25 protein-coding genes and 3 tRNA genes are annotated in these 25,008 nt (G+C 68.5%); 12 read left to right on the top strand and 16 right to left on the bottom strand.

What is annotated here, in order from left to right; translation table 11 throughout:
• Positions 1–63: 63 nt before the first annotated feature.
• From rplA to E4P42_RS12385, 13 genes are all read right to left on the bottom strand, one after another.
• Positions 64–771 carry a 50S ribosomal protein L1 gene (gene rplA, locus E4P42_RS12445; RefSeq protein ID WP_135126374.1) on the bottom strand — a complete coding sequence of 236 codons (708 nt, stop codon included), beginning with the start codon at positions 769–771 and terminating at the stop codon, positions 64–66.
• A 70-nt stretch (positions 772–841) separates the two neighbouring features.
• The gene (gene rplK, locus E4P42_RS12440; RefSeq protein ID WP_135126373.1) at positions 842–1,270 is read right to left on the bottom strand and encodes a 50S ribosomal protein L11; all 429 of its coding nucleotides are present in this window, start codon (positions 1,268–1,270) and stop codon (positions 842–844) included.
• 39 nt (positions 1,271–1,309) lie between these two features.
• Positions 1,310–2,128, bottom strand: a complete 819-nt coding sequence (nusG, locus tag E4P42_RS12435; RefSeq protein WP_135126372.1) for a transcription termination/antitermination protein NusG — start codon at positions 2,126–2,128, stop codon at positions 1,310–1,312.
• Positions 2,129–2,147: 19 nt separating this feature from the next.
• Positions 2,148–2,594, bottom strand: a complete 447-nt coding sequence (secE, locus tag E4P42_RS12430; RefSeq protein ID WP_135126476.1) for a preprotein translocase subunit SecE — start codon at positions 2,592–2,594, stop codon at positions 2,148–2,150.
• Between the two features lie 69 nt (positions 2,595–2,663).
• Positions 2,664–2,736, bottom strand: a tRNA-Trp gene (locus tag E4P42_RS12425).
• Between the two features lie 141 nt (positions 2,737–2,877).
• Positions 2,878–3,414 carry a (3R)-hydroxyacyl-ACP dehydratase subunit HadC gene (gene hadC, locus E4P42_RS12420; RefSeq protein ID WP_135126371.1) on the bottom strand — a complete coding sequence of 179 codons (537 nt, stop codon included), beginning with the start codon at positions 3,412–3,414 and terminating at the stop codon, positions 2,878–2,880.
• 3 nt (positions 3,415–3,417) lie between these two features.
• On the bottom strand, positions 3,418–3,846 hold the full coding sequence (gene hadB / locus E4P42_RS12415; RefSeq protein ID WP_135126370.1) for a (3R)-hydroxyacyl-ACP dehydratase subunit HadB: 429 nt from the start codon (positions 3,844–3,846) through the stop codon (positions 3,418–3,420).
• Entirely contained in the window at positions 3,833–4,312 is a 480-nt protein-coding gene (gene hadA, locus E4P42_RS12410; protein WP_135126369.1) for a (3R)-hydroxyacyl-ACP dehydratase subunit HadA, read from the bottom strand. Before hadA ends, hadB begins: the two co-directional genes overlap by 14 nt.
• Before the next feature lie 51 nt (positions 4,313–4,363).
• A complete protein-coding gene (gene rpmG, locus E4P42_RS12405; RefSeq protein ID WP_135126368.1) occupies positions 4,364–4,531 on the bottom strand; it encodes a 50S ribosomal protein L33 in 168 nt (55 codons plus the stop codon).
• A gap of 36 nt (positions 4,532–4,567) precedes the next feature.
• A tRNA-Met gene (locus E4P42_RS12400) sits at positions 4,568–4,641 on the bottom strand.
• A 62-nt stretch (positions 4,642–4,703) separates the two neighbouring features.
• Positions 4,704–4,776: transfer RNA gene (locus tag E4P42_RS12395), tRNA-Thr, on the bottom strand.
• Positions 4,777–4,899: 123 nt separating this feature from the next.
• A complete protein-coding gene (locus E4P42_RS12390) occupies positions 4,900–6,096 on the bottom strand; it encodes a globin domain-containing protein (RefSeq protein WP_135126367.1) in 1,197 nt (398 codons plus the stop codon).
• The gene (locus tag E4P42_RS12385; protein WP_135126366.1) at positions 6,093–6,560 is read right to left on the bottom strand and encodes an Rrf2 family transcriptional regulator; all 468 of its coding nucleotides are present in this window, start codon (positions 6,558–6,560) and stop codon (positions 6,093–6,095) included. Before E4P42_RS12385 ends, E4P42_RS12390 begins: the two co-directional genes overlap by 4 nt.
• A gap of 127 nt (positions 6,561–6,687) precedes the next feature.
• Here E4P42_RS12385 and E4P42_RS12380 point away from each other — a divergent pair, with 127 nt between their 5' ends.
• From E4P42_RS12380 to E4P42_RS12350, 7 genes are all read left to right on the top strand, one after another.
• A complete protein-coding gene (locus E4P42_RS12380; RefSeq protein WP_135126365.1) occupies positions 6,688–7,413 on the top strand; it encodes an MBL fold metallo-hydrolase in 726 nt (241 codons plus the stop codon).
• Between the two features lie 232 nt (positions 7,414–7,645).
• Positions 7,646–8,653 carry a DUF2235 domain-containing protein gene (locus E4P42_RS12375; RefSeq protein ID WP_135126475.1) on the top strand — a complete coding sequence of 336 codons (1,008 nt, stop codon included), beginning with the start codon at positions 7,646–7,648 and terminating at the stop codon, positions 8,651–8,653.
• 122 nt (positions 8,654–8,775) lie between these two features.
• Positions 8,776–9,399, top strand: coding sequence for a LuxR family transcriptional regulator (locus E4P42_RS12370; RefSeq protein ID WP_135126364.1), 624 nt, complete (start codon positions 8,776–8,778; stop codon positions 9,397–9,399).
• Positions 9,400–9,487: 88 nt separating this feature from the next.
• The gene (locus E4P42_RS12365) at positions 9,488–10,195 is read left to right on the top strand and encodes a DUF4255 domain-containing protein (protein WP_135126363.1); all 708 of its coding nucleotides are present in this window, start codon (positions 9,488–9,490) and stop codon (positions 10,193–10,195) included.
• Positions 10,192–12,252 carry an ATP-binding protein gene (locus E4P42_RS12360; protein ID WP_135126362.1) on the top strand — a complete coding sequence of 687 codons (2,061 nt, stop codon included), beginning with the start codon at positions 10,192–10,194 and terminating at the stop codon, positions 12,250–12,252. Before E4P42_RS12365 ends, E4P42_RS12360 begins: the two co-directional genes overlap by 4 nt.
• 13 nt (positions 12,253–12,265) lie before the next feature.
• Entirely contained in the window at positions 12,266–13,537 is a 1,272-nt protein-coding gene (locus tag E4P42_RS12355; RefSeq protein WP_135126361.1) for a DUF6777 domain-containing protein, read from the top strand.
• 30 nt (positions 13,538–13,567) lie between these two features.
• Positions 13,568–14,944 (top strand): trypsin-like peptidase domain-containing protein, encoded by a 1,377-nt coding sequence (locus E4P42_RS12350; RefSeq protein ID WP_167759469.1) that lies wholly within the window; start codon positions 13,568–13,570, stop codon positions 14,942–14,944.
• Between the two features lie 111 nt (positions 14,945–15,055).
• Here the strand turns inward: E4P42_RS12350 and E4P42_RS12345 are convergent, their stop codons facing one another.
• From E4P42_RS12345 to E4P42_RS12335, 3 genes are read right to left on the bottom strand one after another with little or no spacing between them, the layout of a single operon-like run.
• Positions 15,056–16,903 (bottom strand): hypothetical protein, encoded by a 1,848-nt coding sequence (locus E4P42_RS12345; RefSeq protein ID WP_135126359.1) that lies wholly within the window; start codon positions 16,901–16,903, stop codon positions 15,056–15,058.
• 34 nt (positions 16,904–16,937) lie between these two features.
• A complete protein-coding gene (locus E4P42_RS12340) occupies positions 16,938–20,762 on the bottom strand; it encodes a hypothetical protein (RefSeq protein ID WP_245233996.1) in 3,825 nt (1,274 codons plus the stop codon).
• A 3-nt stretch (positions 20,763–20,765) separates the two neighbouring features.
• Complete coding sequence (locus E4P42_RS12335) at positions 20,766–21,491, bottom strand: DUF4157 domain-containing protein (RefSeq protein WP_135126358.1); 726 nt, start codon at positions 21,489–21,491, stop codon at positions 20,766–20,768.
• A 231-nt stretch (positions 21,492–21,722) separates the two neighbouring features.
• Between E4P42_RS12335 and E4P42_RS12330 the strand changes: the two genes are divergently transcribed.
• The 5 genes from E4P42_RS12330 to E4P42_RS12310 are packed head-to-tail and all read left to right on the top strand — an operon-like array spanning position 21,723 to position 24,927.
• Positions 21,723–23,264: a phage tail sheath subtilisin-like domain-containing protein gene (locus tag E4P42_RS12330; protein WP_135126357.1), complete on the top strand. Its 1,542-nt coding sequence runs from the start codon at positions 21,723–21,725 to the stop codon at positions 23,262–23,264.
• Between the two features lie 37 nt (positions 23,265–23,301).
• Entirely contained in the window at positions 23,302–23,754 is a 453-nt protein-coding gene (locus E4P42_RS12325) for a phage tail protein (protein ID WP_135126356.1), read from the top strand.
• A complete protein-coding gene (locus E4P42_RS12320) occupies positions 23,747–24,187 on the top strand; it encodes a hypothetical protein (protein WP_135126355.1) in 441 nt (146 codons plus the stop codon). The genes E4P42_RS12325 and E4P42_RS12320 overlap by 8 nt, the downstream gene beginning before the upstream one ends.
• The gene (locus E4P42_RS27685) at positions 24,121–24,342 is read left to right on the top strand and encodes a DUF6760 family protein (RefSeq protein ID WP_135126354.1); all 222 of its coding nucleotides are present in this window, start codon (positions 24,121–24,123) and stop codon (positions 24,340–24,342) included. Before E4P42_RS12320 ends, E4P42_RS27685 begins: the two co-directional genes overlap by 67 nt.
• Positions 24,343–24,345: 3 nt before the next feature.
• Positions 24,346–24,927 carry a hypothetical protein gene (locus tag E4P42_RS12310; protein WP_135126353.1) on the top strand — a complete coding sequence of 194 codons (582 nt, stop codon included), beginning with the start codon at positions 24,346–24,348 and terminating at the stop codon, positions 24,925–24,927.
• Positions 24,928–25,008 lie beyond the last annotated feature (81 nt).

Genomic DNA, 25,008 nt, shown 5'->3' with positions numbered 1-25,008 from the left:
CCGATGGCAAGGACGTTCGGACGTAGAAGACTCAGGCCTCGGTGCCGATGGCCGCGTCGGCTATCAGGCCTCCGCGAAGTTCCGCGTGACCGCCGGGTCCACCGGGATGCCCGGGCCCGTCGTGGTCGACACGGTGATCTTCTTGAGGTAGCGGCCCTTCGACGCCGACGGCTTGGCGCGCAGGATCTCATCCAGCGCGGCGCCGTAGTTCTCGGCCAGCTTGGTGTCGTCGAACGACGCCTTGCCGATCACGAAGTGCAGGTTGGCCTGCTTGTCGACGCGGAAGTTGATCTTGCCGCCCTTGATGTCGGCCACGGCCTTGGTGACATCGGGGGTCACGGTGCCGGTCTTCGGGTTCGGCATCAGGCCACGCGGGCCCAGGATGCGGGCGATGCGGCCGACCTTGGCCATCTGGTCGGGCGTCGCGATCGCCGCGTCGAAATCGAGCATGCCGCCCTGGATCTGCTCGATCAGGTCGTCGCTGCCCACGATGTCCGCGCCGGCGGCGATGGCCTGCTCGGCCTTGTCGCCCACGGCGAACACCGCGACGCGCGCGGTCTTACCGGTGCCGTGCGGCAGGTTCACGGTGCCGCGCACCATCTGATCGGCCTTACGCGGGTCGACGCCCAGCCGGATCGCGACCTCGACGGTGGCGTCCTGCTTCTTCGACGACGTCTCCTTGGCCAGCTTCGCGGCCTCGAGCGGCGTGTACAGCTTGGTCTTGTCGACCTTCTCCGCGGCTTCGCGGTATGCCTTGCTGGTCTTGCTCATTGGTGTCTCTCCTGTGTTTCAGAGGTTGTGGTGCGAGCCGATGCCAGCTCTCCCACGGCGGTCGAGAGAATTACTCGACCGTGATGCCCATGGACCGGGCGGTGCCGGCGATGATCTTGGCGGCCTGGTCGATGTCGTTGGCGTTGAGATCGGACTTCTTGGTCTCGGCGATCTCGCGGACCTGATCCCAGCTGACCTTGGCCACCTTGGTCTTGTGCGGCTCGCCGGAGCCCTTCTGGATGCCGGCGGCCTTCAGCAGCAGCTTGGCCGCGGGCGGCGTCTTCAGCTGGAAGGTGAAGCTGCGGTCCTCGTAGACGGTGATCTCCACGGGGATGACGTTGCCGCGCTGACCTTCGGTCGCCGCGTTGTACGCCTTGCAGAACTCCATGATGTTGACGCCGTGCTGGCCGAGCGCAGGACCGACCGGCGGGGCGGGGTTGGCCTGCCCGGCCTGGATCTGCAGCTTGATCAGCCCGGCGACCTTCTTCTTCGGGGGCATTGCTTGCGGTTCCTCTTCTTTCTAGGGCGTGAGCGCCGGTTAGATCTTGGCGACCTGGTTGAAGGTCAGTTCGACAGGTGTTTCGCGGCCGAAGATGGACACCAGCACCTTGAGCTTCTGCTGCTCGGCGTTGACCTCGCTGATCGAGGCGGGCAGCGTCGCGAACGGGCCGTCCATGACGGTGACCGACTCGCCGACCTCGAAGTCCACCAGGATCTCGGGCCGCTCCAGCGTGGCCTCCGACGACGCCGCGGCGGCAGCCGACGCGGCGGCCTTGCCGGGCTTCTTCGCCGCGGCCGGCGGCAGCAGGAACTTCACCACGTCGTCGAGGCTCAGCGGCGACGGCCGCGAGGTCGCGCCGACGAACCCGGTGACGCCGGGGGTGTTGCGCACCGCGCCCCACGACTCGTCGTTGAGCTCCATGCGCACCAGGATGTAGCCGGGCAGCACCTTCCGGTTGACCTGCTTGCGCTGGCCGTTCTTGATCTCGGTGACCTCTTCGGTGGGCACCTCGACCTGGAAGATGTAGTCGCCCACGTCGAGGTTCTGCACGCGGGTCTCGAGGTTGGCCTTCACCTTGTTCTCGTAGCCGGCGTAGGAGTGGATGACGTACCAGTCGCCCGCCTTGAGCCGCAGCTCCTTCTTGAGCGCGACCGCGGGGTCCTCGTCCTCCACCTCGGCGGGCGCCGCGTCGGCCGCGGGCGCGTCGACCTCACCGGCCGCGTCGGCCGCGGTGGCGGCCTCCTCGCTCACCTCGCCGCCGGCGACGTCGGCATCCTCGGTCGCGGGCTCGGTGGTCGTGTCGTCGACCAGGTCGACGCTCTCGGCCGAAGGCGTCTCGCCCTCGAAGCTCGTCACGGTTGCTATTCCTCTCTCGTCACTCGCCGAACACCAGGCCGACCAAACGCTGCAGCCCCGTGTCGACGCCGTAGATCAGGGCGACCATGAACACCAGGAAGACCAGCACCACGGAGGTGTAGTTGACCATCTGCTTGCGGTTCGGCCAGATGACCTTGCGCAGCTCGGCGACGACCTGCTTGATGTAGTTGACGATGTAGGTGATCGGGTTCGGGAAGCGACCCGGTTCCTTCGCCGTCTTCTTCTTGGCCGTGCCGGAGCCGTTCTCGGTGCCCGTGCTCTCCGTCAGCTCGGTGGCTGTGGACTCGCCGTCGGCCTCGCTGACCGCCGCACGCCGGTTCCGCTTGCCGGTCGGCCGCAGCGGACGGGTCACGACGGCGGTCTGACCCCGATTGTCGTCGGCGCCGTCGGTCTCGGCGCCCTCACCGGTGCCTGCGGAGCCGGCACGATCGCGCTCGTCGCTCACCGCATGCCTTTCGTCGTCTGGATGGGTGGTCACCTTCCAGTGTCCACACTTGTCGAGTATTCAGTTGAGCAGGGGCGACAGGACTTGAACCTGCAACCTGCGGTTTTGGAGACCGCTGCTCTGCCAGTTGAGCTACGCCCCTTCGGCGACGACACCGCCTGGCGGTGTCCGTCGGCGCGTCCCGGGGCTCACACAATTCGCGCGCTCCCCGACGTTCGGCCGGAAGCGCGCTGGAATGGGAAAACCCCGAGGACCGAGTGTAGCGCGCCGCCGGTCCGGTTTACTAATCCGCGACGTCGACCGGCTCGGCGTCGTGCACCACCGGCTTGCGGACCACCTGCCCGGTCTCCGGATCCCAGCCCGCCGAGATCGAGTTGTCGCCCTCGTGGCCCATCAGCGTGGTGAAGGCCTCCATCACGATCTCGCCGTTGTGGTCGGTCAGCACGTTGCGGGTGGTCACGATGTCGGCGCCGAATCGCTCGTCGACGGTCTCGATGTGCATGGTCGCGTCGAGCCGGTCGCCCTCTTTGATCGGCCGATGGAACAGGAACTTCTGGTCCACCTGGACGATCTGCATGGTCTCGAAGCCCACGTCGACATGCTGGAAGAAGTGCCGCTGGGTCATCACCGCGAGGATCGACATGAAGGTCGGCGGGGCGACGAGACCGTCGTGGCCCATCTCCGCGGCGGCAGTCACATCGTGGCTCGCCGGATCCTTGGCCTTGACGGCAGCCGCGTACTGGCGGATCTGCTCGCGGCCGACGACGAACGTCTCGGGGTACTTCCAGACCATCCCGCGGATGTCAGTCTTGAGTGCCATGGGTCACGCCAGCTTCGCGACGGCGACGGCGCGGCCGAAGATCTTCTTGCCACCCGAGGTGGCCGACAGCGCGATGGTGACGGACTTGTCCTCCGGCTCGACCTTCTTCACCCGGCCGCTGAAGGTGATCTCGGCGCCCACGCCGTCGTTGGGGACGGGCACCACCGCGGTGAAGCGGACGTTGTACTCGGTGACCGCGGCCGGGTCGCCGACCCATTCGGTCACGTAGCCGCCGCCCAGACCCATGGTCAGCATGCCGTGCGCGATCGCGGTGTCCAGACCGACCTGCTTGGCGATGTCGTCGTCCCAGTGGATGGGGTTCAGGTCGCCGGACACGCCGGCGTAGTTCACCAGGTCCTGCCGGGTCAGCGGAATCACCTTCTCGGGGAGCTGATCCCCGACCTTGACCGATTCGAACTCACGCAGTGCCATTGCTGAAGCCACTCTCTCCGTCTTCTTCGCTACGCCCCGCCAGGGTGGTGTAGGACTCCTGTACGACGTCACCGTTGTCATTGGTGACGATGTTCTTCATGACGATGATGTCGGTGCCGTGCGCCTTGCGGACCGAGTCGATGTGCACGTCGACGTAGAGCTTGTCGCCCGCCTTGATGGGCATGTGGAATTTCAGCACCTGATCGACCTGGACGATCTTGGCGTCGTTGAGTCCGATACCGGCCGAGGCGAACATCGCCGTCTGCGCCTGATAGCCGAACACCGAGATGAACGTCAGCGGGGCCGGCAGCGTCTGGTGGCCCAGTTCGGCGGCGGCCTGCTCGTCGAAGAACGCAGCGTCCTCGTTCTTCACGGCCACGGCGTACTCGCGGATCTTCTCGCGGCCGACCACGTAGTGGTCGGGGTGGCGATAGTGCAGCCCGACGACGTCGTCCAGAAAAGACACGAGTGAAGACCCTACCTAGTCAGTCTCACCAATGACGGATTGGCGAACTGATCAGCGCGATTCCTTGTGCGCGCGGTGCACGCCGCAGTTCGGGCAGAACTTCTTGATCTCGAGCCGGTCGGGATCGTTGCGACGGTTCTTCTTGGTGATGTAATTGCGGTGCTTGCACACCTCGCAGGCCAAGGTGATCTTGGGCCGTACGTCTGTACTGGAGGCCACGTCAGTCGTCCTTCGTCAACAATTCGTTTCGTCTTGTAGCGGTGGGGGGGCTCGATCCCCCGACCTCACGATTATGAGTCGTGCGCTCTAACCAGCTGAGCTACACCGCCGTACCGGCGCCGCCGCGCTAGCGTTACGACTCCAGTCGCTTCGCTCGCCCCGGTGTCCACCGAGCCCCCTAACGGAATCGAACCGTTGACCTTTTCCTTACCATGGAAACGCTCTGCCGACTGAGCTAAGGGGGCCTGACCCTCGGCACTGAACAGCGCCGTACCGCGGGCCTTAAAGAGAGTACAGTCTGGCCCGCGTCGCCGCCAAACCGCTGGTCATCGGCGGCAATCAGCGGGCCAGACCGCCCAGGTCACCGCTCAGGACAGCAGCCAGTCGTTCGGCGCGAACAGCTCGCAGTGCACCCGCTCGGCCGGCACGCCGCGCTCGGTCAGCTGGGCGCGCACCGCCTGCACGAACCCGGTGCCGCCGCAGAGGTACACCTCGGACCCCTCGGGCAGCTCGACCGCGCCGACGTCGAGCAGGCCGGTCCGCGCCCCGGCGCCGTCCTCGTACCAGACCTCCAGCGCCGCGTCGGGCAGCCCGTCGACGAGCTCGCGCTGCTGCTCGCGCAGCGGGTGGGTGGTCGCGTCGCGGTCGGCGTGCCACACCCGCACCGTGGTGTCGGGCGCGTTGACCGCCAGGTGTTCGAGGATGCCGACCATCGGGGTGATGCCGATGCCCGCGGAGATCAGCACCAGCGGCCGCTTGTGCAGCTCCGGGGCGGGCAGATCGCCGAACGGCACGGTCGCGTCGAGCAGGTCACCTTCGCACACGTTGGCTGCCAGCCACTGCGACACCTCCCCCATCGGCCGCACCGCGAACGTCAGCTCACCGGCGCCGGGGGTGTTGATCAGGCTGTACTGGCGCAGCTGGCGGGCGCCGTCGGGCAGCGTGACCCCGACCGACACGTACTGGCCGGGCCGGAAGTCGGCGAAAGGCGCCCCGGTGGAGCGCACCGTCAGCAGCACCGCGCCGGACGGATCGTCGACCCGGGCGACCACCCGCGCGCGGCGGTACACGTCGCCGTCGGCCACGCCGGCCTCGGCGTAGAGCCGGCGTTCCAGCTCGATCAGCGTGCGCGCCATCATCCAGTAGACGGCGTCCCACGCCTCGGCCACCTCGGCGGTGACGGTGTCGGCGCCCAGCACCTCCACGATCGCGGCGAAGAGGTGGTCGTGCACCAGCTGGTACTGGTCGGCGGTGATGCCCAGCGACGCGTGCTTGTGCCCGATGCGGCTGAGCAGTTCGGCCGGATGCGGGAGGTCCGGGTTGACCAGGTGCGCGGCGTAGGTGGCGATCGACGCCGCCAGCGCGCGCTGCTGGGCGCCCTGGGCCTGGTTGCCCCGGTTGAACAGGTTGCGCAGCAGTTCCGGATGCGCCGCAAACATGCCGCCGTAGAACCGCGTGGTGATCTCGTCGATGTGCGCGCCCACCAACGGCAGTGTGGCCGTGATGATTTCAGCGTGCTGCGGGGCGAGCTCCTCGCGGACGGCGGCGTTGGCGGGGGCGGTCATCGGACGGTCCTTTCATCGGTGGGGTTCTTGCGCGCCGGTGCCCCGAGGAACACCAGCGGAAGTGCGGGGGTCGCCAGGTCGGCGACGGTGTAGTGGTCGAGTTCGGCGTAAAACGCCTCTTTGGCCTCGGCCAGCGCGCGGCGCAGCCGGCAGCCGGCGATCAGCGGGCACGGGTCGTCGCCGCCGCATTCGATGACCTCCCGGTCACCCTCGAGGCGGCGCACCAGCCCGCCGACCGAAGCGTGGCGGCCCTCCTCGGTGAGCGTCAGCCCGCCGACCCGGCCGCGGCGCGCGTGCACCATGCCGAGTTCGGAGAGGCGGGAGACGGCCTTGGCGACGTGGTGTTCGGAGGCGTTGGCGCCGGCGGCGATGGTGCGGGTGGTGACGCGTTGCTCATCGGCTTCGCCCGCGGCCAGCAGCATCATCGTCCGCAGGCCGAGGTCGGTGAACCGGGTGAGTTGCATACTTGCCGACGCTAGTAATTCGGCATCGCGGAGGCGAGTTTTGCGGCTGTGCGGTTGAACACCTCGTCACGTGCGGTTTTTCCACCAGCGGCAACGGTGTCGTCGGCGCGTTTATAGGCTGCGACACATGGCCAGTCCCGCACATGACGACCGCCTCTACTTCCGCCAGCTGCTGTCCGGGCGCGACTTCGCCGCCGGCGACATGATCGCCACGCAGATGCGCAACTTCGCCTACCTGATCGGCGACCGCGAGACCGGCGACTGCGTCGTCGTCGACCCCGCCTACGCGGCCGGCGATCTGGTCGACGCGCTCGAGGCCGACGGCATGCACCTGTCCGGGGTGCTGGCGACCCACCACCACCCCGACCACGTCGGCGGCTCGATGATGGGCTTCGAGCTCAAGGGCCTGGCCGAGCTGCTCGAGCGGGTCAGCGTGCCGGTGCACGTCAACGCGCACGAGGCGGACTGGGTCTCGCGGGTGACCGGCATCGCGCGCTCCGACCTCACCGCGCACTCCCACGGCGACGTGGTCTCCGTCGGCGCCATCGACATCGAACTGCTGCACACCCCGGGCCACACTCCGGGCAGCCAGTGCTTCCTGCTGGACGGCCGGCTGGTCGCCGGCGATACGCTGTTCCTCGAGGGCTGCGGGCGCACCGATTTCCCCGGCGGCGACGTCGACGAGATGTTCCGCAGCCTGCAGGCGCTGGCCCAGCTGCCCGGCGACCCGACCGTGTTCCCCGGCCACTGGTACTCCCAGCAGCCCAGCGCACCGCTGGAGACCGTCAAGCGCTCGAACTACGTCTACCGCGCCAGCGATCTCGACCAGTGGCGCCTGCTCATGGGCGGCTGACGCACCCTCTTTCCGGGGTCCCGGCAACGCCGATACGGCTTGTCAAGCCCCGAGTCAGCCCCTCGGCTCAGGGCCGGAAACGGCGGCTACTCGACGGAATCCGTCGCGACAACCGTCCCGTTCTCAAGAATCCGTCGCTGAATCGCAGAAAGTCCGCCGAAAGGTAGTGACACGGCGGTGACGAGCGGGCAAACTAAGAGCCGATCTCAAAGTCTCTGAGGCGGGGGCCGTGATGAAGAACATCGTGCTGTGCTTCGACCGTGCGCAGGAACAGTCCGGACGACCCGCCGCCACGAACGCCGGTGCGCTCTTCGGGCTCGTCGAGAGCTCCCCCCGCCAGCTCACGTGGTACGACGCCGGCGCCGCCGACGGCCGGCTGGCCGGGTGGCGGCGACGGTCGGCGACCGCCGACGAGGCCAGGGCGAGTGTCGTTGCGGCGTACCGGTATCTGGTCGACGTGTGGGCGCCCGGCGATGCGATCTACGTCTTCGGCGTCGGCCGCGGCGCGACGTGTGCCCGCGAACTCGCCCGCCTGCTCGGCACGCTCGGCGTGTGGCCGCAGCGTCGCGACAGCGTGCTGGACCACCTGCTCGACGCCCATGTGCTGCCGCGCGGTGTCCGCACCGCCGCCGACTGGGCGCGGGTGGCCCGGCTGGCGGCCGTGCTGACCGGGCGGACGTCGGCCGCGGTGCCGGTCCGCTACCTCGGTCTGTGGGATGCGGTGTCGGTGCCCGGCGTGACCTCGGTGCCCGGCGCGCTGCCCCGCGTCGAATCCGGTCGTCACGCCGTCGCGATCGACGGCGGACCGTTCGGCGAACTGATCGGCGGCGACACGGTCGAGGAGGTATGGTTCCGCGGCGCCCACTGCGACGTCGCCGGGACGCCCGGTGCCTGCTGGCCGCTGGCCGACCTGCCGCTGGACTGGGTGCTCGACGGCGCCGTCCGCGCGGGCGTGCGGTTGCGCGGCGGCTGCCGGCTGCCCACGCCGACCGAGTTCGACGCGCTGGCCGGCAGCACGCACCCGCTGTCGCTGCGCCGGCTGCCCGAGGATGCGGCCGTGCACGCGAGCGTCTCGCTGTTCGTGCGCGCCCATCCGCAGTACTGGCGGCGGCTGCCCGGCCGGCTTTCATGGGCAGACCCGGAGTGGCTGGCCCGCGCCGAACGGCTCGTGCACATTCCTGCCGCGTTGCCGGTGCCGACCGCCGCGCCGCGTGAGCTGGTGAGCGCCGGCTCGTCGTGACGGGTCGCGAACCTGCGCGTTGAGCGTTTGTTGAGCGCCCGCCGGTCCGGCGTTGAGCCGATGTTGAGGCCCGACCGGATAGTGGTGCCCTATCGAGCGGATTTCCATCGAGGGGGTCACCAATGGACCGCGTGCGCACCTACGTATACGCCGACGACCCGATCCTGCAGGCCGGCGTGGTCAGCCAACTACGCGGACGGACGGACATCGACATCGTCGAGGGCAACGACCTGACCGGGGTGACCGTCGCCGTCGTCGTGGCCGACGCGCTCGACGACGAGACGCGCCGCTTGCTGCGGTCGCTGCACCGGGCGGCGGTCCCGCACACCGTGCTGGTTACCGCCACGGTGGACGACGGAACCGTGGTGGCCGCAGCCGAAGTGGGCGTCAACGGGGTACTGCGCCGCCACGAGGCCACACCGGACGTGCTGGCCCGCACGATACGCAAGATCGCCGCCGGCGACGGGGTCATCCCCGCCGATCTGCTCGGGCACCTGCTCGAACAGGTCGGCCGGTTGCAGCGTCAGGTGCTCTCCCCCCGCGGCCTCACCTTCACCGGGCTCACCGACCGCGAGATCAAGGTGTTACGCCTCATCGCCGAAGGCCACGACACCAACGAGATCGCCAGGGAGCTGTGCTACAGCCAGCGCACCGTCAAGAACGTGCTGCACGACGTCACCACCCGGCTGCAGCTGCGCAACCGTTCCCACGCGGTGGCCTACGCGGTGCGCGAAGGACTCATCTGACCGCTGCCCGATCGGGCAGCCTCATCTGCCCGACCGGCGGAACAGCGGCCGGTACCGCGGCGTCGACGCAGCCACGACCGTGGAAGGCGTGATACCCGAGGTGGATCGCGCGCTGAGGACGTTGATCGAACGCGAGGCGCTCGACCGCGAGGAGGTCGAGGTGGCGTTCGACGCGCCGACCAAGGAATGGGCCGCCCGGCGCAACAGCCCGACCGTCGACGTCTACCTGTACGACATCCGCGAGGACCTCCGCCGGCGCGAGCGGGGCTGGCTCAACGAATACGACGGCGAGCTGATCCGCGCCCGTCATCTGCCGCCGCGCCACTTCAAGCTGTCCTACCTCGTGGCGGCCTGGACCCAGCGGCCCGAGGACGAACACCGCCTGCTGGCCGCGCTGCTGAGCTGTTTCCTGCGCCACGAGGCACTGCCCACCGACGTGCTGACCGGATCGCTGGCCGCGCTCGGGCTGCCCGTACCGGTCAGCGTCGCGCTGCCCCCACCGGAGGACCGCTCGTTCGCCGACGTCTGGACCGCGCTGGGCGGCGAACTTAAACCCTCGCTCGACGTCGTCGTCACCGCACCCGCCGATACGGGTCGCCGCTTCGAGGCCGCACCCGCGGTGCGGCAGCCCATCAGCCTCACCGCCGGCGGCATCGCCGGCTGGCCGCCCAGCGAAACCCGAAGCGAGACAACCGAAACTGGCTCCACCGCAACCGAACCGGAGAAGACCACCGGCGCGGACGCGACGACCGCGATCCGGCGCACCCGCCGCGCGAAGCCCGGGCGGAGCCGATGAGCGCGAGCACCCGGTACCTGCTCGAACGCGCCGCGGAGGTCGAGCGACGGATCCGGGCGCTGGTCGCACACCGCCGCTCCTACGACCCGGCGCCCGACGATCCGTTCCGCGGCCTGTATCTCAGCGACGAGATGGTCGACTCCCTGCTCACACCGCCACCGGTCCGAGCACCGGTGGCGGAACCGGCCGCGGACCGCTCCCAGGAGGACGTCGCAGACGAGATCCGGTTGCGACGGCTGGCGCGGACGGCCGCCCTCACCGGACCGGACGCCGAGATCCTGCTCATCTGCTTACTGCCCGACCTCGACTCGCGATTCGAGCGGCTTTACGGATACCTCAACGACGACGTCACCCGCCGCCGCGCCAGCATCGGGCTCGCCCTTGAGCTGGCCGGGCTGTCGCCGATGGACGCCACCGCCAGGGCCCGGCTGACGCCCGGCGCCCCGCTGGTGGACCACTCCCTGCTACTCGTCGAGGACGGCGACCGGCCGTTTCTGACGCGCGGGCTGCGGGTGCCCGACCGGGTCACCGCGCACCTGCTCGGCGACGACACCCCCGACCCGGCGCTGACCGAGCTGCTCGCCACGCCGTGCGGCCACCGCAACCGCCAATCCGCCGAGCTGGCCGCGGCTTTCGCCGCCGGTCAACGCCTCTGCTACCTGCGAGAGAGCGCGGGCTGCACCGCCGTGGCGGTGGCCACCGACGCGCTGTCCGCGGCCGGGTATCCCGTGCTGTGCTGTGACGCCGCCCGGTCGGCGCGCGCCGACGATCTCGAGTACACGATCACCGTGCTGGGCCGCGAGGCGGTCCTCCGCGAAGCCGCGCTGGTGATCTCACCGGTCGAGGCGTTCGGCGCCCGCACCGGCGCCGTCATCCATCGGCTCGTGCAGCTCCCCGTGCCGGTGGTGCTGACCGGTGCCGTGACGTGGGACCCGGACTGGTCGAGCGTCGTCCCCCTGCTCACCGACGTGTCCCGGCTGACCGTGTCCGAGCGGCTCGCGTTGTGGCGCGGCGCGCTCGGGCCGCTCGCCGACACCGTCGACGCCGGCGACGTCGCCGCCCAGTTCGCGTTCGGTCCGCGCCAAGTGGCGGCGGCCATGTCGGCGGCCGACGCGGTCGCCCGCCTCAGCGGCCGGCCGCTCGGGGCGGCCGACCTGCGTCACGGCGCCCGGTCGCAGAACGCGGCCGGTCTGGAACGGCTGGCCCGCCGCATCGAACCGGCGGTGTCATGGGACGACATCGTTCTGCCCGCGCGGGTCCTGGCGCAGTTGCGGGAGCTCACCACCCGGGCGCGCACCCGGGAGATCGTGCTCACCGACTGGCGCATGCGGCCCGGCGGCGGACGCGGCGGCGGGGTCACCGCCCTGTTCGCCGGCGACTCCGGCACGGGGAAGACGATGGCCGCCGAGGTCATCGCCGGCGATCTGGGTCTGGACCTGTACACCGTCAACCTCGCCACCGTCGTCGACAAGTACGTCGGTGAGACCGAGAAGAACCTGGAACGCATCTTCACCGAAGCGGCACGCGTCAGCGCCGTACTTCTGTTCGACGAGGCCGACGCGATCTTCGGTAAGCGCAGTGAGGTTCGCGACGCCCACGACCGGTACGCCAACATCGAGAGCGCCTATCTGCTGCAGCGCATGGAGACCTTCGACGGGCTGGCGATCCTGGCCACGAACTTCCGCGCCAATCTCGACGACGCGTTCACCCGGCGCCTCGATCTCATCGTCGACTTCCCGCTACCCGACGAGTCCGCGCGGCTAGCGTTGTGGCAGTCCGCGTTGCGGCCGCCGGTCCCGGTGCGCGACGATCTGCGGCTCGCCGACGTCGCCACCGCGTACGAATTGTCCGGCGGCAACATCCGTTCCGCGGCGGTCACCGCCGCCTACCTGGCCGCCGCACGGCAGGGACCGGTCGGTCCCGACGACGTCACCGCAGCGATCCAGCAGGAGTTCCGCAAGCTCGGCCGGCTGCTGCCCGCCCCGCCCAGCGAATCGAGTACTCGACTACTCACGACGCGCCACCCGGTGGTGGCTAGCGTCGAAACGGTTTCCTAGCGGGGGTGGCGTCATGGAGACTCGGTTCGGCGACGGCACGCGCAGAGCGGCCATGGCGATCGGGTCGGCGAGCGTGCTCGTCGCCGGGATGTCCATGGCCGGCTGCACCAAGAGCGAGTACGCCGACACCCCACAGATAGTGCTGGAGGCGGCGAGTTCCGCAGGCTCGTCACCGTGGATGGACTCGATCTCCACCGCGGCCGCCCCCGACACGGTGGCCGCTAGCAGCGTCGTGGTGAGCGAATCCGAGGAGCCGCAGACCTTCTCGGCGGCCGAGGTCGGGCTTTACGGCGGCACCAATTCACCGGTCTGCGACCGCGAGAAGATGGACGTGTTCCTCGGGCAGAACCCCGACAAGGCCGACGCCTTTCGCCAGGTGACCCACGCCGGCGACATCGGTGACTATCTGGGCGGCCTGTCGCCGGTGGTGCTCACCGCCGACACCCGCGTCACCAACCACGGATTCGACAACGGCGTCACCACGTTCCAGTCGGTGCTGCAGAAGGGCACCACCGTGCTCATCGACGACACCGGGATGCCCCGGGTCCGCTGCGCGTGCGGGAACCCGCTGGCCCCGCCGGCCGCCGTCCACGCACCCGTCAGTCAACTGCGGTTCCAGGGCGACGAGTGGGAAGGCTGGAACATCAAGAAGCTCGCCTCCGTCCTACCGACGTCCGAACCCGTGGAGCGGTTCGTACTGACCAACGTGACGTCGTCACCTGCGGATCTCCCCCCGAATGCGCCGCCACCTCCGCCGCTGGCGATCGAGGTGGGTGAGCCGGTGCCGTTCGTCGCGCCTCCGGAGGTCGTCGAGGAGGCCGAGCAGACGGCGATCCGTGAGCAGACCATCGCGGCGGAGGCCTCGGATGAGACGTCCGGTGGGGACGGCGATCCCGTGACCGATTCGGACACCACGGATTCCGGCGTCACCGACACCGAGACCGGAACCGAGACCGAGACCGAGACCGAGACCGGCACCGAGAGCACCGTGGAAACCCCCACCTCCGAGGAGACGCCGACAAGCGAATCGGTGAGTCCCGCGATCGAGCCCGCGCTCGCCCCGGAGTCCGAGGTCGAGTCGGTTCCCGGCAGCGGGTCGGACACGGCCGTCGTCGATCCACCCGAGGTGAACGACGTGATCCCCGACGTGCCCATCACCGGCCTGTTCCCGGACGTGCCGCTCACCGAGGTCGTCATCCCCGAGGTGCCGGTCACCGAGTTCGTCATACCGGACACACCGATCACCGAGCTCTTCCCGACAGCCGAGTATCCGATCGCCCCCTAGGAGAGCTGCGCGATGTCACGAACCCGAAGCATGTGCAGCGTTGTGGCGGTCACCGCACTCGCCTTCGCACCCGGTGCGGTGATCCCCGCGACGGTGGCCGCCCAACCCGACGGCTCGTCGAGCACCCGCGCGGCCGACCTGATCAAACCGGCGATCGTCTACATCGAGACCAAGATCTCCGGCACCGTCGTCGACCCGCATCAGCAGCAGACCCTCAACGACGGCGCGGTCTACCAGGCGTCGATGCGCTGCACCGGCTTCGCAATCACCGCCGACGGCTACATCGGCACCGCCGGTCACTGCGTCGACCCCGACGAGAACCGCAAGGCGATCGTGATGAGCGCCGCCGAGCAGCTGTCGGGCGGGCCGGTCGGGCGGGCGGAACTCGAGCAGCTCGGCGCCAACGCCTGGACCGTGGAGGGCAAGGTCCCGGGGGGCGGACCGGATCAGGAGATCCTGGTATCCGGTGCGGGACAGCGTGAGCAGGCCAATCCGATCCCGGCGCGGGTCGTGACCTTCCGCCCTCTCGGTCAGGGTGACGTCGCGTTGCTCAAGGTCGAACTGAGCGAAACCACCATTCCTACTGCGCAACTCGCGCTCGACTCCACTCCGCAGGTCGGCGACGAGGTGCTCGCGGTCGGCTACCCCGACAGCACCCAGGGGGTCACGGACTACACGTTGGACCCGACCGTGAAGTCGGGGACCGTCAGCGCGAAACAGACGTGGAAGACCCAACCGCTGTTCCAGGTGAGCGCCCCGATGTCGAAGGGGATGAGCGGTGGACCCACGGTGGACCTGCAGGGCCGCGTCATCGGCGTCAACAGCTTCATGCCGTCGAACGAGGATCAGCCGTTCAACTTCATTGCCCCGGTCAGCGGGTTCAACGAACTACTGGGGCAGGCCAATGTGACGCCGGAACTCTCACCGGCCGACGAGGCGTACCGGCAGGGCCTCGAGGAGTTCGACGCCGGCAATTACAGCGGCGCGATCGAGAAGTTCGACACCGCGTTGGCGATGTCACACCAGTACCCCGGCGCCCTGGACAAGCGGACCGAGGCGGTGAAGTTGCGCGCCGAACGCGGTGACGCGCCGACCGGGGCGCCGTCGTGGGTGATCTACGCGGCGATCGTCGGGGCGCTGGTCGTGATCGGCGGCGGTGTCCTCGCCTTCGTGATGATGCGGCGCAATCGCGAACCCGCCGTGGCCGAGATGGGCGCTTCACCGCACCAGCAGTACGCGCCCAGCGGCGGCGCTGCGGCGCGGCGCGCCCCGATGCCGGCGCCTGCGCCGGGTCCGGCGCCGAGTGCGCCGTCGCTCGATGCCAGTCAAACCGCGTGCAAGAACTGCGGATTCGGGATGGAAGCCGGTGTGCGCTTCTGCCCTCGGTGCGGTAAGCCCCAGTCCTGAGCCGTCGTTGCTTCGGCGGCGACGCTTCGGCGGCGACGCTTCGGCGGCGAGATCTACACCATGGTCGCGTTTCGGCGGGCGGGGACGACCCTCGGGTAGAAATCGGCGCCGCTACAGGCGGCCGAGCATGCCACCGGCGAAGCCGATGACCGCGCCGATGCCCACCAGGTAGGCGCCGTACATCGGTCCGCCCGTGGCCTCCACGGTGCTGACATAGACGAAATATCCGATGAGGGTGGTGACGATCAGCACCGCGGCCGAGACCGTGGCTTTTCCGCCGCGCCCGGCCACACCGATCATCATCATGGCGGCGAGGAACAGGATCATGACCCGCACGGCCGGTTGCGTCTGTTGGATCGGGTCGGTGGCCGACGCCACCTTCGGCAGCTCGGTCATGTAGTAGTCGGGCAGCCGGATCATCCACGGGGTGAGCGTGCCGATGCCGACGACGATCCCGCCGAGCAGGGTCAGCACCGCCCGCAGGATCGGGATCCAGTTCGATCCCGTCTGGATGAACGCGCCGCTGCGGGTGACGGAGTCGGTACCGTCGGACAGCTCGACCTGGAATGCGCGGTTGACCTCCTTGCCGCGCGGCGGCTTTGCCGCCGAGACGCTGAGCCAGGCGCCCGCCGATCCGCCGGGCGGAATGTCGAAGCGCTCGGGCGCGAAGGAGAACCGCATCATCCGCTCCTGATCCCACGCGAACAGGCTGGCCTGCAACCACTGTGACTGGTCGGTGTTGTCGATCGTCACCCGGTAGGCGCCATTGGTGCGGTCCCGGCGGCGCAGCGTCTCGGGGTCCAACCGCAGATCTACGGTGCGAATGGGCGGATCGGAGGTGATCTGCAGGAAGGTTCCGCTGGTTTCGCTCTCGCGAGCGCCCTCGGCGGCCACCACGGTGAAGTCCCGCGACGACTGCTCGCCCGCGGGTGGTTGTTTGGCCTGCACGCTGAACCGCACGGTGGCCACCTTCCCCGCCTTAACCTCCAACTCGGGGGCGGGGAACGTGAAGCGCATCGCGTTCTCGGCGTCGCGGCCCTCGAGCCGCAGCGTGCGGTCCTTCTTGCCGTCGCGGTTGTCGACAAGCAGGGTCAGATCGGCGACGGGACAGTCCTCGACCCGCAGCTTGCTCGGCTCGAGGCGGAGCTTGAGCGGCAGCGTGGCGGACTGTTCGTGGTCGACGGTCACGACGGCGCTGTCCGACTCGCCGCCTTCGGTGGCGGTGACGGTCAGCTGCCGTGACCGCTTCTCGCCCTCGTCGAGTGCGGGGACGTCGAAGCGGACCTCCTGGGTCACCGACTTGCCGGCGCGGATCTCGACCGTGGGTGAATCGAAGTGGAACCGCACCGCGTCCTCGGGGTCCGAACCGCTGAGCGCGACGCGACGGGTGTGGTTGCTCGCGTGGTTGTCCAGGGTGATCTGGAATTTGCCCGAGGTGTCGTCCTCCAGACCGACGACGCTCGGCCGCGCGGTGATGGTGACCTTGGGCCCGCTCGGCGGAACCACCAGCGCGACCTGGGTTTCGGCGAACTTGGTGGTGTCGCGCAGGGAGCACAACCGCAGGGGTAGCTTTACCGTCTGGGCCTCGACGAAGCTGTTGGGCCGCATCGCGAACGTCACGGTCACCGATTTGTTCTCATTGGGCATCAGCCGGATCTCCGGCTGCTGCACCTCGAGCCACTGCGGCGGCTGGACCGGGTCGACGCGGTAGGCGTCGACGATCGTCGAGTTGTTGCGGATCCGGACGTCGACGCTGCCCGCCGTGTCGGGCGACAGCGTGACTTCGGTGGTCGCGAGTTCAATCTGCGGTGGCTGCGCGCGATTCTCGTCGTCGGGCTTGTCTGGCTCGCTGATTGGAGTTACGTCCGCGAGCTTGGGCAACGGTTCGTCACAGCTCTTGCAGAACCGGGCCTTTGGACCGTTGAGCGTGCCGCACACCGCGCATTTCAGATCAGCCATGGTCACTCCTCTTGCGCGCCGTCACAGTGTGGCGTCAGTCCGCGGTCCGCAGTTCACTGAACAAGTGCTTGAGATGCAGGAGCTGAGCCGACGCCGCCGCTTCGATCTCGGCAGAATTGACCTTTGAACCCGCCTGCTGGGCGGCGCTGACACTCGCCGCCACCCGGTCTTGCTTCAAGCTGTCGAGGGAACCAAAGACATGTTCTGGATGTGGTAGCACTTGTCCCGGCTTCCAACGCGCGCGCTTCTTCAACTCGGCGGCTACTTCTGGCTGCCGCAAGTAGTCGTCACGTTTCGCTTTCATGGCCGTCCACTTCGCGGCATCATTGGCCGTCTTGATTCGCGCGGCCTTGTACTTCCAGGTAACGGTCATCATGTTCTTGTACATCGCTGAGATCGCGGCGGAAGCTCGTTCGAGACCCATCCAGGCCGCGAAGAGAGCGCCGGGAACTATGTGCTCGTGCTCAAACTTCCCTTTGCCCCCTTTGGGCTGCAGGTTGTACGGCCGCACGGAGCCTTCCTCGAGTTCGCCCTTCGGAACGAGCCCTCGACGTCGATACTTCTTGCCGTAGTCGCGCAAGGCACCGAGAACAAGCCCGAACTTCGCGCGAGCGGTGGCGATCACCTTGTCCTCGCCGGAGGCCACCGCCGATCGGATCTTCTGCTCCATTTCCACACACGCGGCGAGCAGGGCGTTCGCTTCGGAGATCCTTGTCGGATCGTTCTCCTTCTTTGCACGACCGACCTCGTCTGTCATGACAGTGACGGCACGCCGCGGTTCAGAGGCGATGATCAGGTCCGGGGTCTTCCCCGGAGTGGCGATCAGCGTGTGCTTCTCCTCGCCGAATGTGAAGGGCTTACGAAGGCCATCCCACTTACCCTTCACCCACTTCTTCGCCGCCTCGGCTTTCCCCTTCACCCACTTCTTGCCAGCCTCGACCTTGCCCTTCACCCAGGCCTTTCCGGCAGCGACCTTCGCCTTGACCTTCTTGCCGATGCCCTTGAGACCGCGGATGATCGGCCCGGCGAGCTTGAGGCCGTGCTTGATCACGAAGTCGATCGCCTTGTTCACCGGCTTCTGCAATTTGGCGATGATCTCGCGGATCTTCTGCCCGATGCCGCCGAGGCCGATCGCGCTGGCCAGGAAGCCGATCAGGATCGGGACCATCTGCCCCAGCACGTCTTCGATCTTGTTGACGACCGAGCTGACGTTGCCCCGCACGATGTCGGCCACCGAGTCGATCACCGTGTTGACGAACTTGAGGATGCGCTCGGCGTTGTTGACGAAGAACATCACGATGTCGTAGATCAGCTTGCACGCCTTGATGAATGCGGCCGCCGGATTGAGCAGCCCGATCAGCCACGTGATGCCCGCCGTGATGATCTTGGTGATCACGAAGTCCTTGACCTGCTCGAGGATCATCTCCTTGAGGTCGCCGAGCTTCTCGACGAGCATCTGCCACAGCGCCGCCACGCCTCCGGTCGCGATCAGCGAGAAGATCTCGACACCCTTCTCGATCGCCGCCATCGCGGGTTCGCCGATCTGTTTGACCAGGCGGCTGCGGATGTTGCGCCAGGTGAGCCCGAACAGCGACGCCAGCAGCTTGACGATGCCCTTGAGGTCGAAGGTGTCGGGCAGCTCCACCCCGCCCTCGGCCAGCGCGCCGAACAACCAGCTCATCAGGCCCTTGCGCAGATGAGCAAGAATGTTGTCCTTGAACTTCAAGATGCCGCCCTTGACGCCCTCGATGAGGTTGGACAGGAACGCGACCGGTTTCTTGATGATGTCCCCGACCACCCCGGCGACCCGTGACAGGACGTTCATCAGCATCGCGGCCAGCTGCCGGATGGTGTTGATCACGGCCTTGATGGCGCCGATGGCCTTGTCGACGAGCCCCTGATTCTCGGCCTGCAGTTCTTCGATGCGTTCGTCGAGCCCCTTGCGCGCCTCGACGTACTTGGTCGCGAGGGTGTCGACCACGGCCTCCTGCTTGGCGTTGACGTCCTCCTCGAGCTGGTTGAACTTCTCGCCGATCTCCTTGGCCGCCGCGTCGCCGACCTTCTGCAGGTTGGCCGGCAGACTCTTGACATACGAGGCGATCTCGGCCTTACCGGCGGCGATCCGCGCCTTGGCCGCCGACAGGTCGGCGCCCACGATGTCGGCGACCCGTGAGATGACCGCGTCCATCTTCTTGAGGTACAGCTCGCGGCCGGCGGTGTAGAAGGTGTTCACCTTGTCGGGCATGCCGAACAACTTGTCCTTGGCCCAGCGCCAGCCGCCGAGCCATCCGCTGTACCGGTCCTTCTTGTAGGCCGACATCTTCGCCGCGACATAGGTCTCGAACGTCTTGCGCGCGTCGGCCTCGCCCTCCTCGAAGACCTTGTCCACCTTGGGGTCGATGCCGTCGAGGATCTTCTTGACCGCGGCCTCGGTACCGGCGTAGATCGACTGCACCTTCGCGGTCACCTCGGCGCGTTTGGCCTCGTCCTTCGACTTCGTCTTGCCCTTGTCGGCGACCAGCTTGGCCAGGGCCGCCGCCTTGCTGCCCTGCATCCCGGCCACCCCGGACGTGGTCACCGCGGCGGCTTCCGCGCGGTTCTGGGTAATGACGTCCTGTTCCTGTTTGCGGTATTCGCCGGGCGCGGTGTCGGCGTGCGCGGCGGCGGCCTTCTTGTCGGTGAGTGCCTGCTCGAACTCCGGTTCGTTGGATTCGGCGAGCTGTTTCTCACTGACGTCCGCGCCGGCCATCTCGTCGTTCGCCTGCTGCTTGCCCGCAGCCAGGTTCAGCTGTTCGGGGGGCGCCGGTTTCGGTGCGGCACCGGCGGCGGGAATCGCCACCGCCGGGCCCTGGGCCTCGGGCTGCATCGGGGTCACCGGCTTGGGCACCGACGTCGACGTGTCGGGTGCGGCGGCGGTCGCGGTCGCAACGTCCTTGGTCTGGCCGTCCTTGCCCTGCGACACCAGACCTTTGACCTCTCCCTTCACCTCCCCGGCCTTACCGCCGCCGGCCTTGGCCTGACTGTCCGCCTCCTCCAGCGTCTTCGGCGACTTCGCCTCGATGGCCGCCTTCACCGCGGCGATGAATGCCTTCTTGTCGAACGTCCCGGCCGGCTGGGCGTCCATGGTGTCGACCTTGGCCGCCTTGGCCTGCCCGACGAGGTCATCGCTCGGGGCCTGCGCCGCCCCCTGCGCCTCCGTGGCCTTGGCCGCGGCGGGCGGATGCGCCTTCTTCACCTTGGCGAAGGCCTTGACGCTGCCGGTGACCTGACTGAACGCCGGATCGCTGCGCGGTGACACCGGTTTCGGCCGCACCGGCGGCTGCATGAGCTGGTCGGCCGACAATGCAGACGGACCGGCCGCGGTGGCCGGGCCACCGCGCACCGGACCGGGTGCCGATCCCGCCGGCGCCCGGCCTTTCAGCGCCGGACGCCTGGCGGCCGCCTTGCCGAGCGGATTGACCGCCGGCACGCGCTTCGGCGGCGGGACGGGCTTCTTGGTGGCCACCGCGGCCGGTCCGAAGCCGGTGACGGTCGCCGCCAGCGCCGACGCAGGTGGCTTCGGCCCCTCCAGTTCGACGGGGATACCGAGTCCCTTGGCCGCTTTGAGCCCCTTCTCGACGACGTTGAGCGTGGGCTCGTCGCGGCGCGTCTCCACCAGCGCCGCGTCCAGCGCGGCCCGGGCGTCGCTGTCGGGGCCGCGGAACTTCGCAGCGAGCAACGCATTGACGGCGGCGTTGCCGGCGCTGCGCTGCAGTTGCACCATGAGGCCCCCGGCGGCCGGCCGCGGGTGGGTCTTGCGCTGAGCAGCGCTCAGCGCCTGGCTGAGCGTGTCTTTGGTCGCACCCGCCGTTCCGGCCATCGGTTACGCCGGCTCCTCCCGCTCTTCCTCCTGGCCCTCGTCGGCCCGCTGCACGAAGGTCTGGGCGGTGTCTTCCTCCTCCTCGTCCTCGCGCTGAACCGTCGGTGCGGTGCCGCCGTCGGCACAGCGCTGCACGTCGTGGGAGGCGCCGCCGGGCGCAGACATGATGCGGTCGGCGTTGGCGACGGCGTCGCGTTCGAACCGGTCGGAGGGATCGCTGACCTTGACGCCTCCGCCGGTCTCGGTGCCGTCGACCGGGCCGCTGCGCTGCTGCACGACGTGGGTCAGTTCGTGCGCCAGCATGTGCTTGCCGGAATGGGAGGCGGGGTCGTACTTGTCGCGCTGGAACACGATGTTCGACCCGACCGTGTAGGCCTGCGCGTTGACCGACTTGGCGGAGTCGTGCGCCGCCCCGTCGGTGTGGATGCGCACTTCACCGAAATCGTGGCCGAAACGGCCCTCCATGTCGGCGCGGACGTCGGCCTGCAGGGGGCTGCCCCCACCGGAGTTGACGACGTCGTGGACCGGTGACCGCTCCTCCTCCATCAGCGCCGCGGTGCTGCCGTTACCGACCGCGCGCTGCAGTCCGGCCAGACCGCGCGGCCCGGCCGCGGCCAATCGGCCCGACAGGGCGGCGCGAAGGGCCGTCGACGACTCCTGCTCCTCCAGCCGAGCGGATTTCGGCCGCAGCGACGCTTCCGCGGTTCCGTCGATGTCGTGGGCATGCATCTCCGCCTCACTTCCCCGTGCCGTGATGAAGCCACGATCCACCCGGCGGTCGTGTCGCGGAAGACGCGGACGCGTGGCCGTTCGGGCAGTTCCGGTTGCCCGATCGGGCAGGCGCCGGTCCGGTCTGATCGGGCACGCGCGGGTGCCCGTGTGACCGTCCCCCAGCCTCTCCCCCGGTGTCCCCGCCGCGGTGACGATCGTGCGGAGCCCACCAATCGTTGAGGAGGCGCGATGCCGACATATCTGTCGCCGGGTGTCTACGTCGAGGAGATCGACTCCGGCTCACGACCCATCGAAGGTGTCGGCACCGCGGTCGCGGCCTTCGTCGGCTTCGCGGCGAGAGGCCCGGTGAACACCCCGACGCTAGTCACCAACTGGACGCAGTTCACCAACGTGTTCGGCGGTTTCATGGAGGACGCCTGCCTCGCCCAGTCGGTGTTCGCCTACTTCCAGAACGGCGGGGGCAACGCCTACATCGTCCGGATCGGCGACAGCGACGGGCAGAACGGAGCCGAGACCAACTCGCCGGCACTGGAATCCGCGCCCCAGGGCGTGCTGGGCGCCGGTCTGCGGGTGCTGGCCCGCGACACGAGCGCCCCGTCGAACAGCATCCGGGTCCAGCTCACCGAATCCCACAAGGACGGTGATGACCAGTCCAGCGGCCTGCAGATGGTGGTGCTGCGCAACGACGAACCGATCGAACACCACGACAACCTCACCACCACCCGCGGAAAGACCTTCGTGGTGTCGGCGGTCAACGCGGCCTCACAGCTGATCAAGCTCGAAACGATCAGCGGGCAGGCGCTCGACGACCTGCATGCCGGTATGGAGGTCAACCTCGCTGCGCCGGCGCCGGTGGTCGCGGCGCCACCCGAAGGACTCTCGGGCGAGGACTACATCGGCGACGTCACCGAGCGCAGCGGCGTCAACGGGCTGCAGGCCGTCGACGAGATCACGATGCTGTGCATGCCCGATCTGATGACGGCCTACCAACGCGAGGCCATCGACCTGGAGACGGTGCAGGCCGTGCAGTTGGCGATGATCAGCCACTGCGAGCTGATGGGTGACCGTATGGCCATCCTCGACCCACCGCCGGGGCTGAACGCCCAGCAGGTCAAGGAGTGGCTCGTCGGCAAGGCCAACTACGACTCGAAATACGCTGCCCTGTACTGGCCGTGGATCGGCACCGGCAACGGCGGATACCTGCCGCCGTCGGGCTTCGTCGCCGGTATATGGAGCCGCAACGACGACACCCGCGGCGTGCACAAAGCACCCGCCAACGAAATCGTGCGCGGCGCGGTGAAGCTCGAGTTCAACATCACCCGTAAAGAGCACGACCTGCTCAACCCCAAGGGCATCAACTGCATCCGCACCTTCCCGGGCCGCGGTATCCGGGTGTGGGGCGCCCGCACCCTGTCCAGCGATCCCGCATGGCGCTACCTCAACATCCGACGGCTGTTCAATTACCTCGAGGAGTCGATCCTCGAGAACACCGACTGGGTGGTCTTCGAACCGAACGACGACGCCCTGTGGGCGAAGCTGCGGCGCACCATCAGCGCCTTCCTGGTCAACGAGTGGCGCAAGGGCGCGTTGTTCGGGCAGACCCCGGACGAGGCGTTCTTCGTCAAGTGCGACGCCGAGACCAATCCCGCCGAGGGCATCGACGCCGGCGAAGTGGTCTGCCTCATCGGGGTGGCGCCGGTGAAGCCGGCCGAGTTCGTCGTGTTCCGGCTCTCCCAGTATTCCGGTGGGACCAGCCTTGTCGCCGAGTGACACCGCAGTCGCATCCTCACGAAAGTAGGTAGCAATCATGGCTTTACCGGAGAACGACAGCTCCGTTGGCCACTCGTTCGGCCTCGAGTTCGACGGGATCCAGATCAAGGCGATCACCGAGGTGACCGGCCTGAAGATGGAGCAGGACGTCATCGAGTACAAATCGAACACCGCCGCGGACGGCAAGTATCTGGTCAAGAAGCTGCCCGGGCGGTGGAAGGCGGGCGAATGCACGCTGACCCGGCCGCTCACCGGTGACCAGAGCTTCGACAAATGGGTCAAGGACTCCCAGCTCGGCAAGATGGGCAACGCCCGCAAGGGCGGCGCCATCGTGGTCTACGACTACGAGGGCAACGCGGTCAAGCGGTACAAGATCACCGCGGCCTGGCCGAAGAGCCTGGAGATCAGTTCCTTGAAGGCCGGCGACACCAGTGTGCTCACCGAGAAGCTCGTGCTGACCTACGAGAAGTGCGAGCCCGAGGGTGCGTAGAGGTCCGGCGCTGGCCGCACCGCACGGCCTCGACGAGGTCGCGTCCGACCGCGGGGTGCGTGAACTGCGCACCGAGTTCCCGTTCCTGCTACCGCGCGGATACGTCGACGCCGAGGGCGAGATCCACCGCGACGGCGTCATGCGCCTGGCCACCGCACGAGACGAACTGGTGTCCCAGCGCGATGACCGGGTCCGGGAGGATCCGCGCTACCTCAGCGTCGTGCTGATCGGTCGGGTGGTCACCCGGATCGGCGGGATCGAGGACGTCCATGCCGGGGTGATCGAGAACCTGTTCGCCTCCGATTTGGCTTTCCTGCAGGACCTTTACCGGCGGATAAACCAGGACGGGCACACGCATGCGCGGGTGTGCTGCCCGGGCTGCGGCAGCGAGTTCACCGTCGACTTCGCCGGGAGCCGCCTGGGGGAATCCTGACGTACGGGACCGAGATTCTGCACGAGGAGGTCTCGTACATCGCCTATCACCTGCACTGGCCGCTCGATCAGCTGCTCGATCTCGAACACGCCGACCGCCGCCGCTATGTGCGGCTGGTGCGCGACCTGTGCGCCCGCGACAAGAACGGAAGATGAGCGATGGCCGGTTTGAGCCGGTGGTGGCCGTGGCGACGCTCTCCGGCGCCGACCGCCCCGCCGACCGGCTCGCCGACCGCCGCCGCATGGCGGTCCCTGGCGCCCGTCCAACGCACGGTCGGCGACCTCGCGCAGACCGCCGGCTTCGACGAGTTCACCGCGTCGTTGACGACCGCACAGCGGCCGGGACTGGTCGCTGCCCCGGAAACCCTGGCGACCGCGGATGTCGCGAGCCTGCCGGTGCTCGGTGCCGACGCCGTCCCGGCCGCGCCCGCCGCTCCCACCGCCGTGCCGGCACCCCGCACGTGGCGGCCTGCGCTCGCGCTGCCGCAGCGCATGTCTGCGGCACCGCCGAACGTGCAGCGGAGTGTGGATCCGGCACCGGACGCGAGCCGATCGGCCGCAGAGCTCGAGATCCCTGCGACCGGGTCCGCACCCGAACTGCCCTCCGCGCCGGAGCTGTTCGAGGCGCCGGCGCTGCTCCAGGCACCGGCGCCCGACGATGTGCGCGACGTCGCCGTCGTCCCCGAACCTGAACTGGGCTCTCACCGCGAGGCGCGTTGCGGGACCTCCAGACCCAGGTGACCACGTGCATGTGCCACCTCGCCCGGCGGGTGGTCGAGACGGTGGCCGCCGTCGTCACCGCGGTGGCCGGCGCCTTCGGCA

This window comes from Mycobacterium sp. PS03-16, assembly GCF_004570325.1.
GTDB lineage: Bacteria > Actinomycetota > Actinomycetes > Mycobacteriales > Mycobacteriaceae > Mycobacterium.
This window is presented reverse-complemented; position numbering and strand designations above follow the sequence as displayed.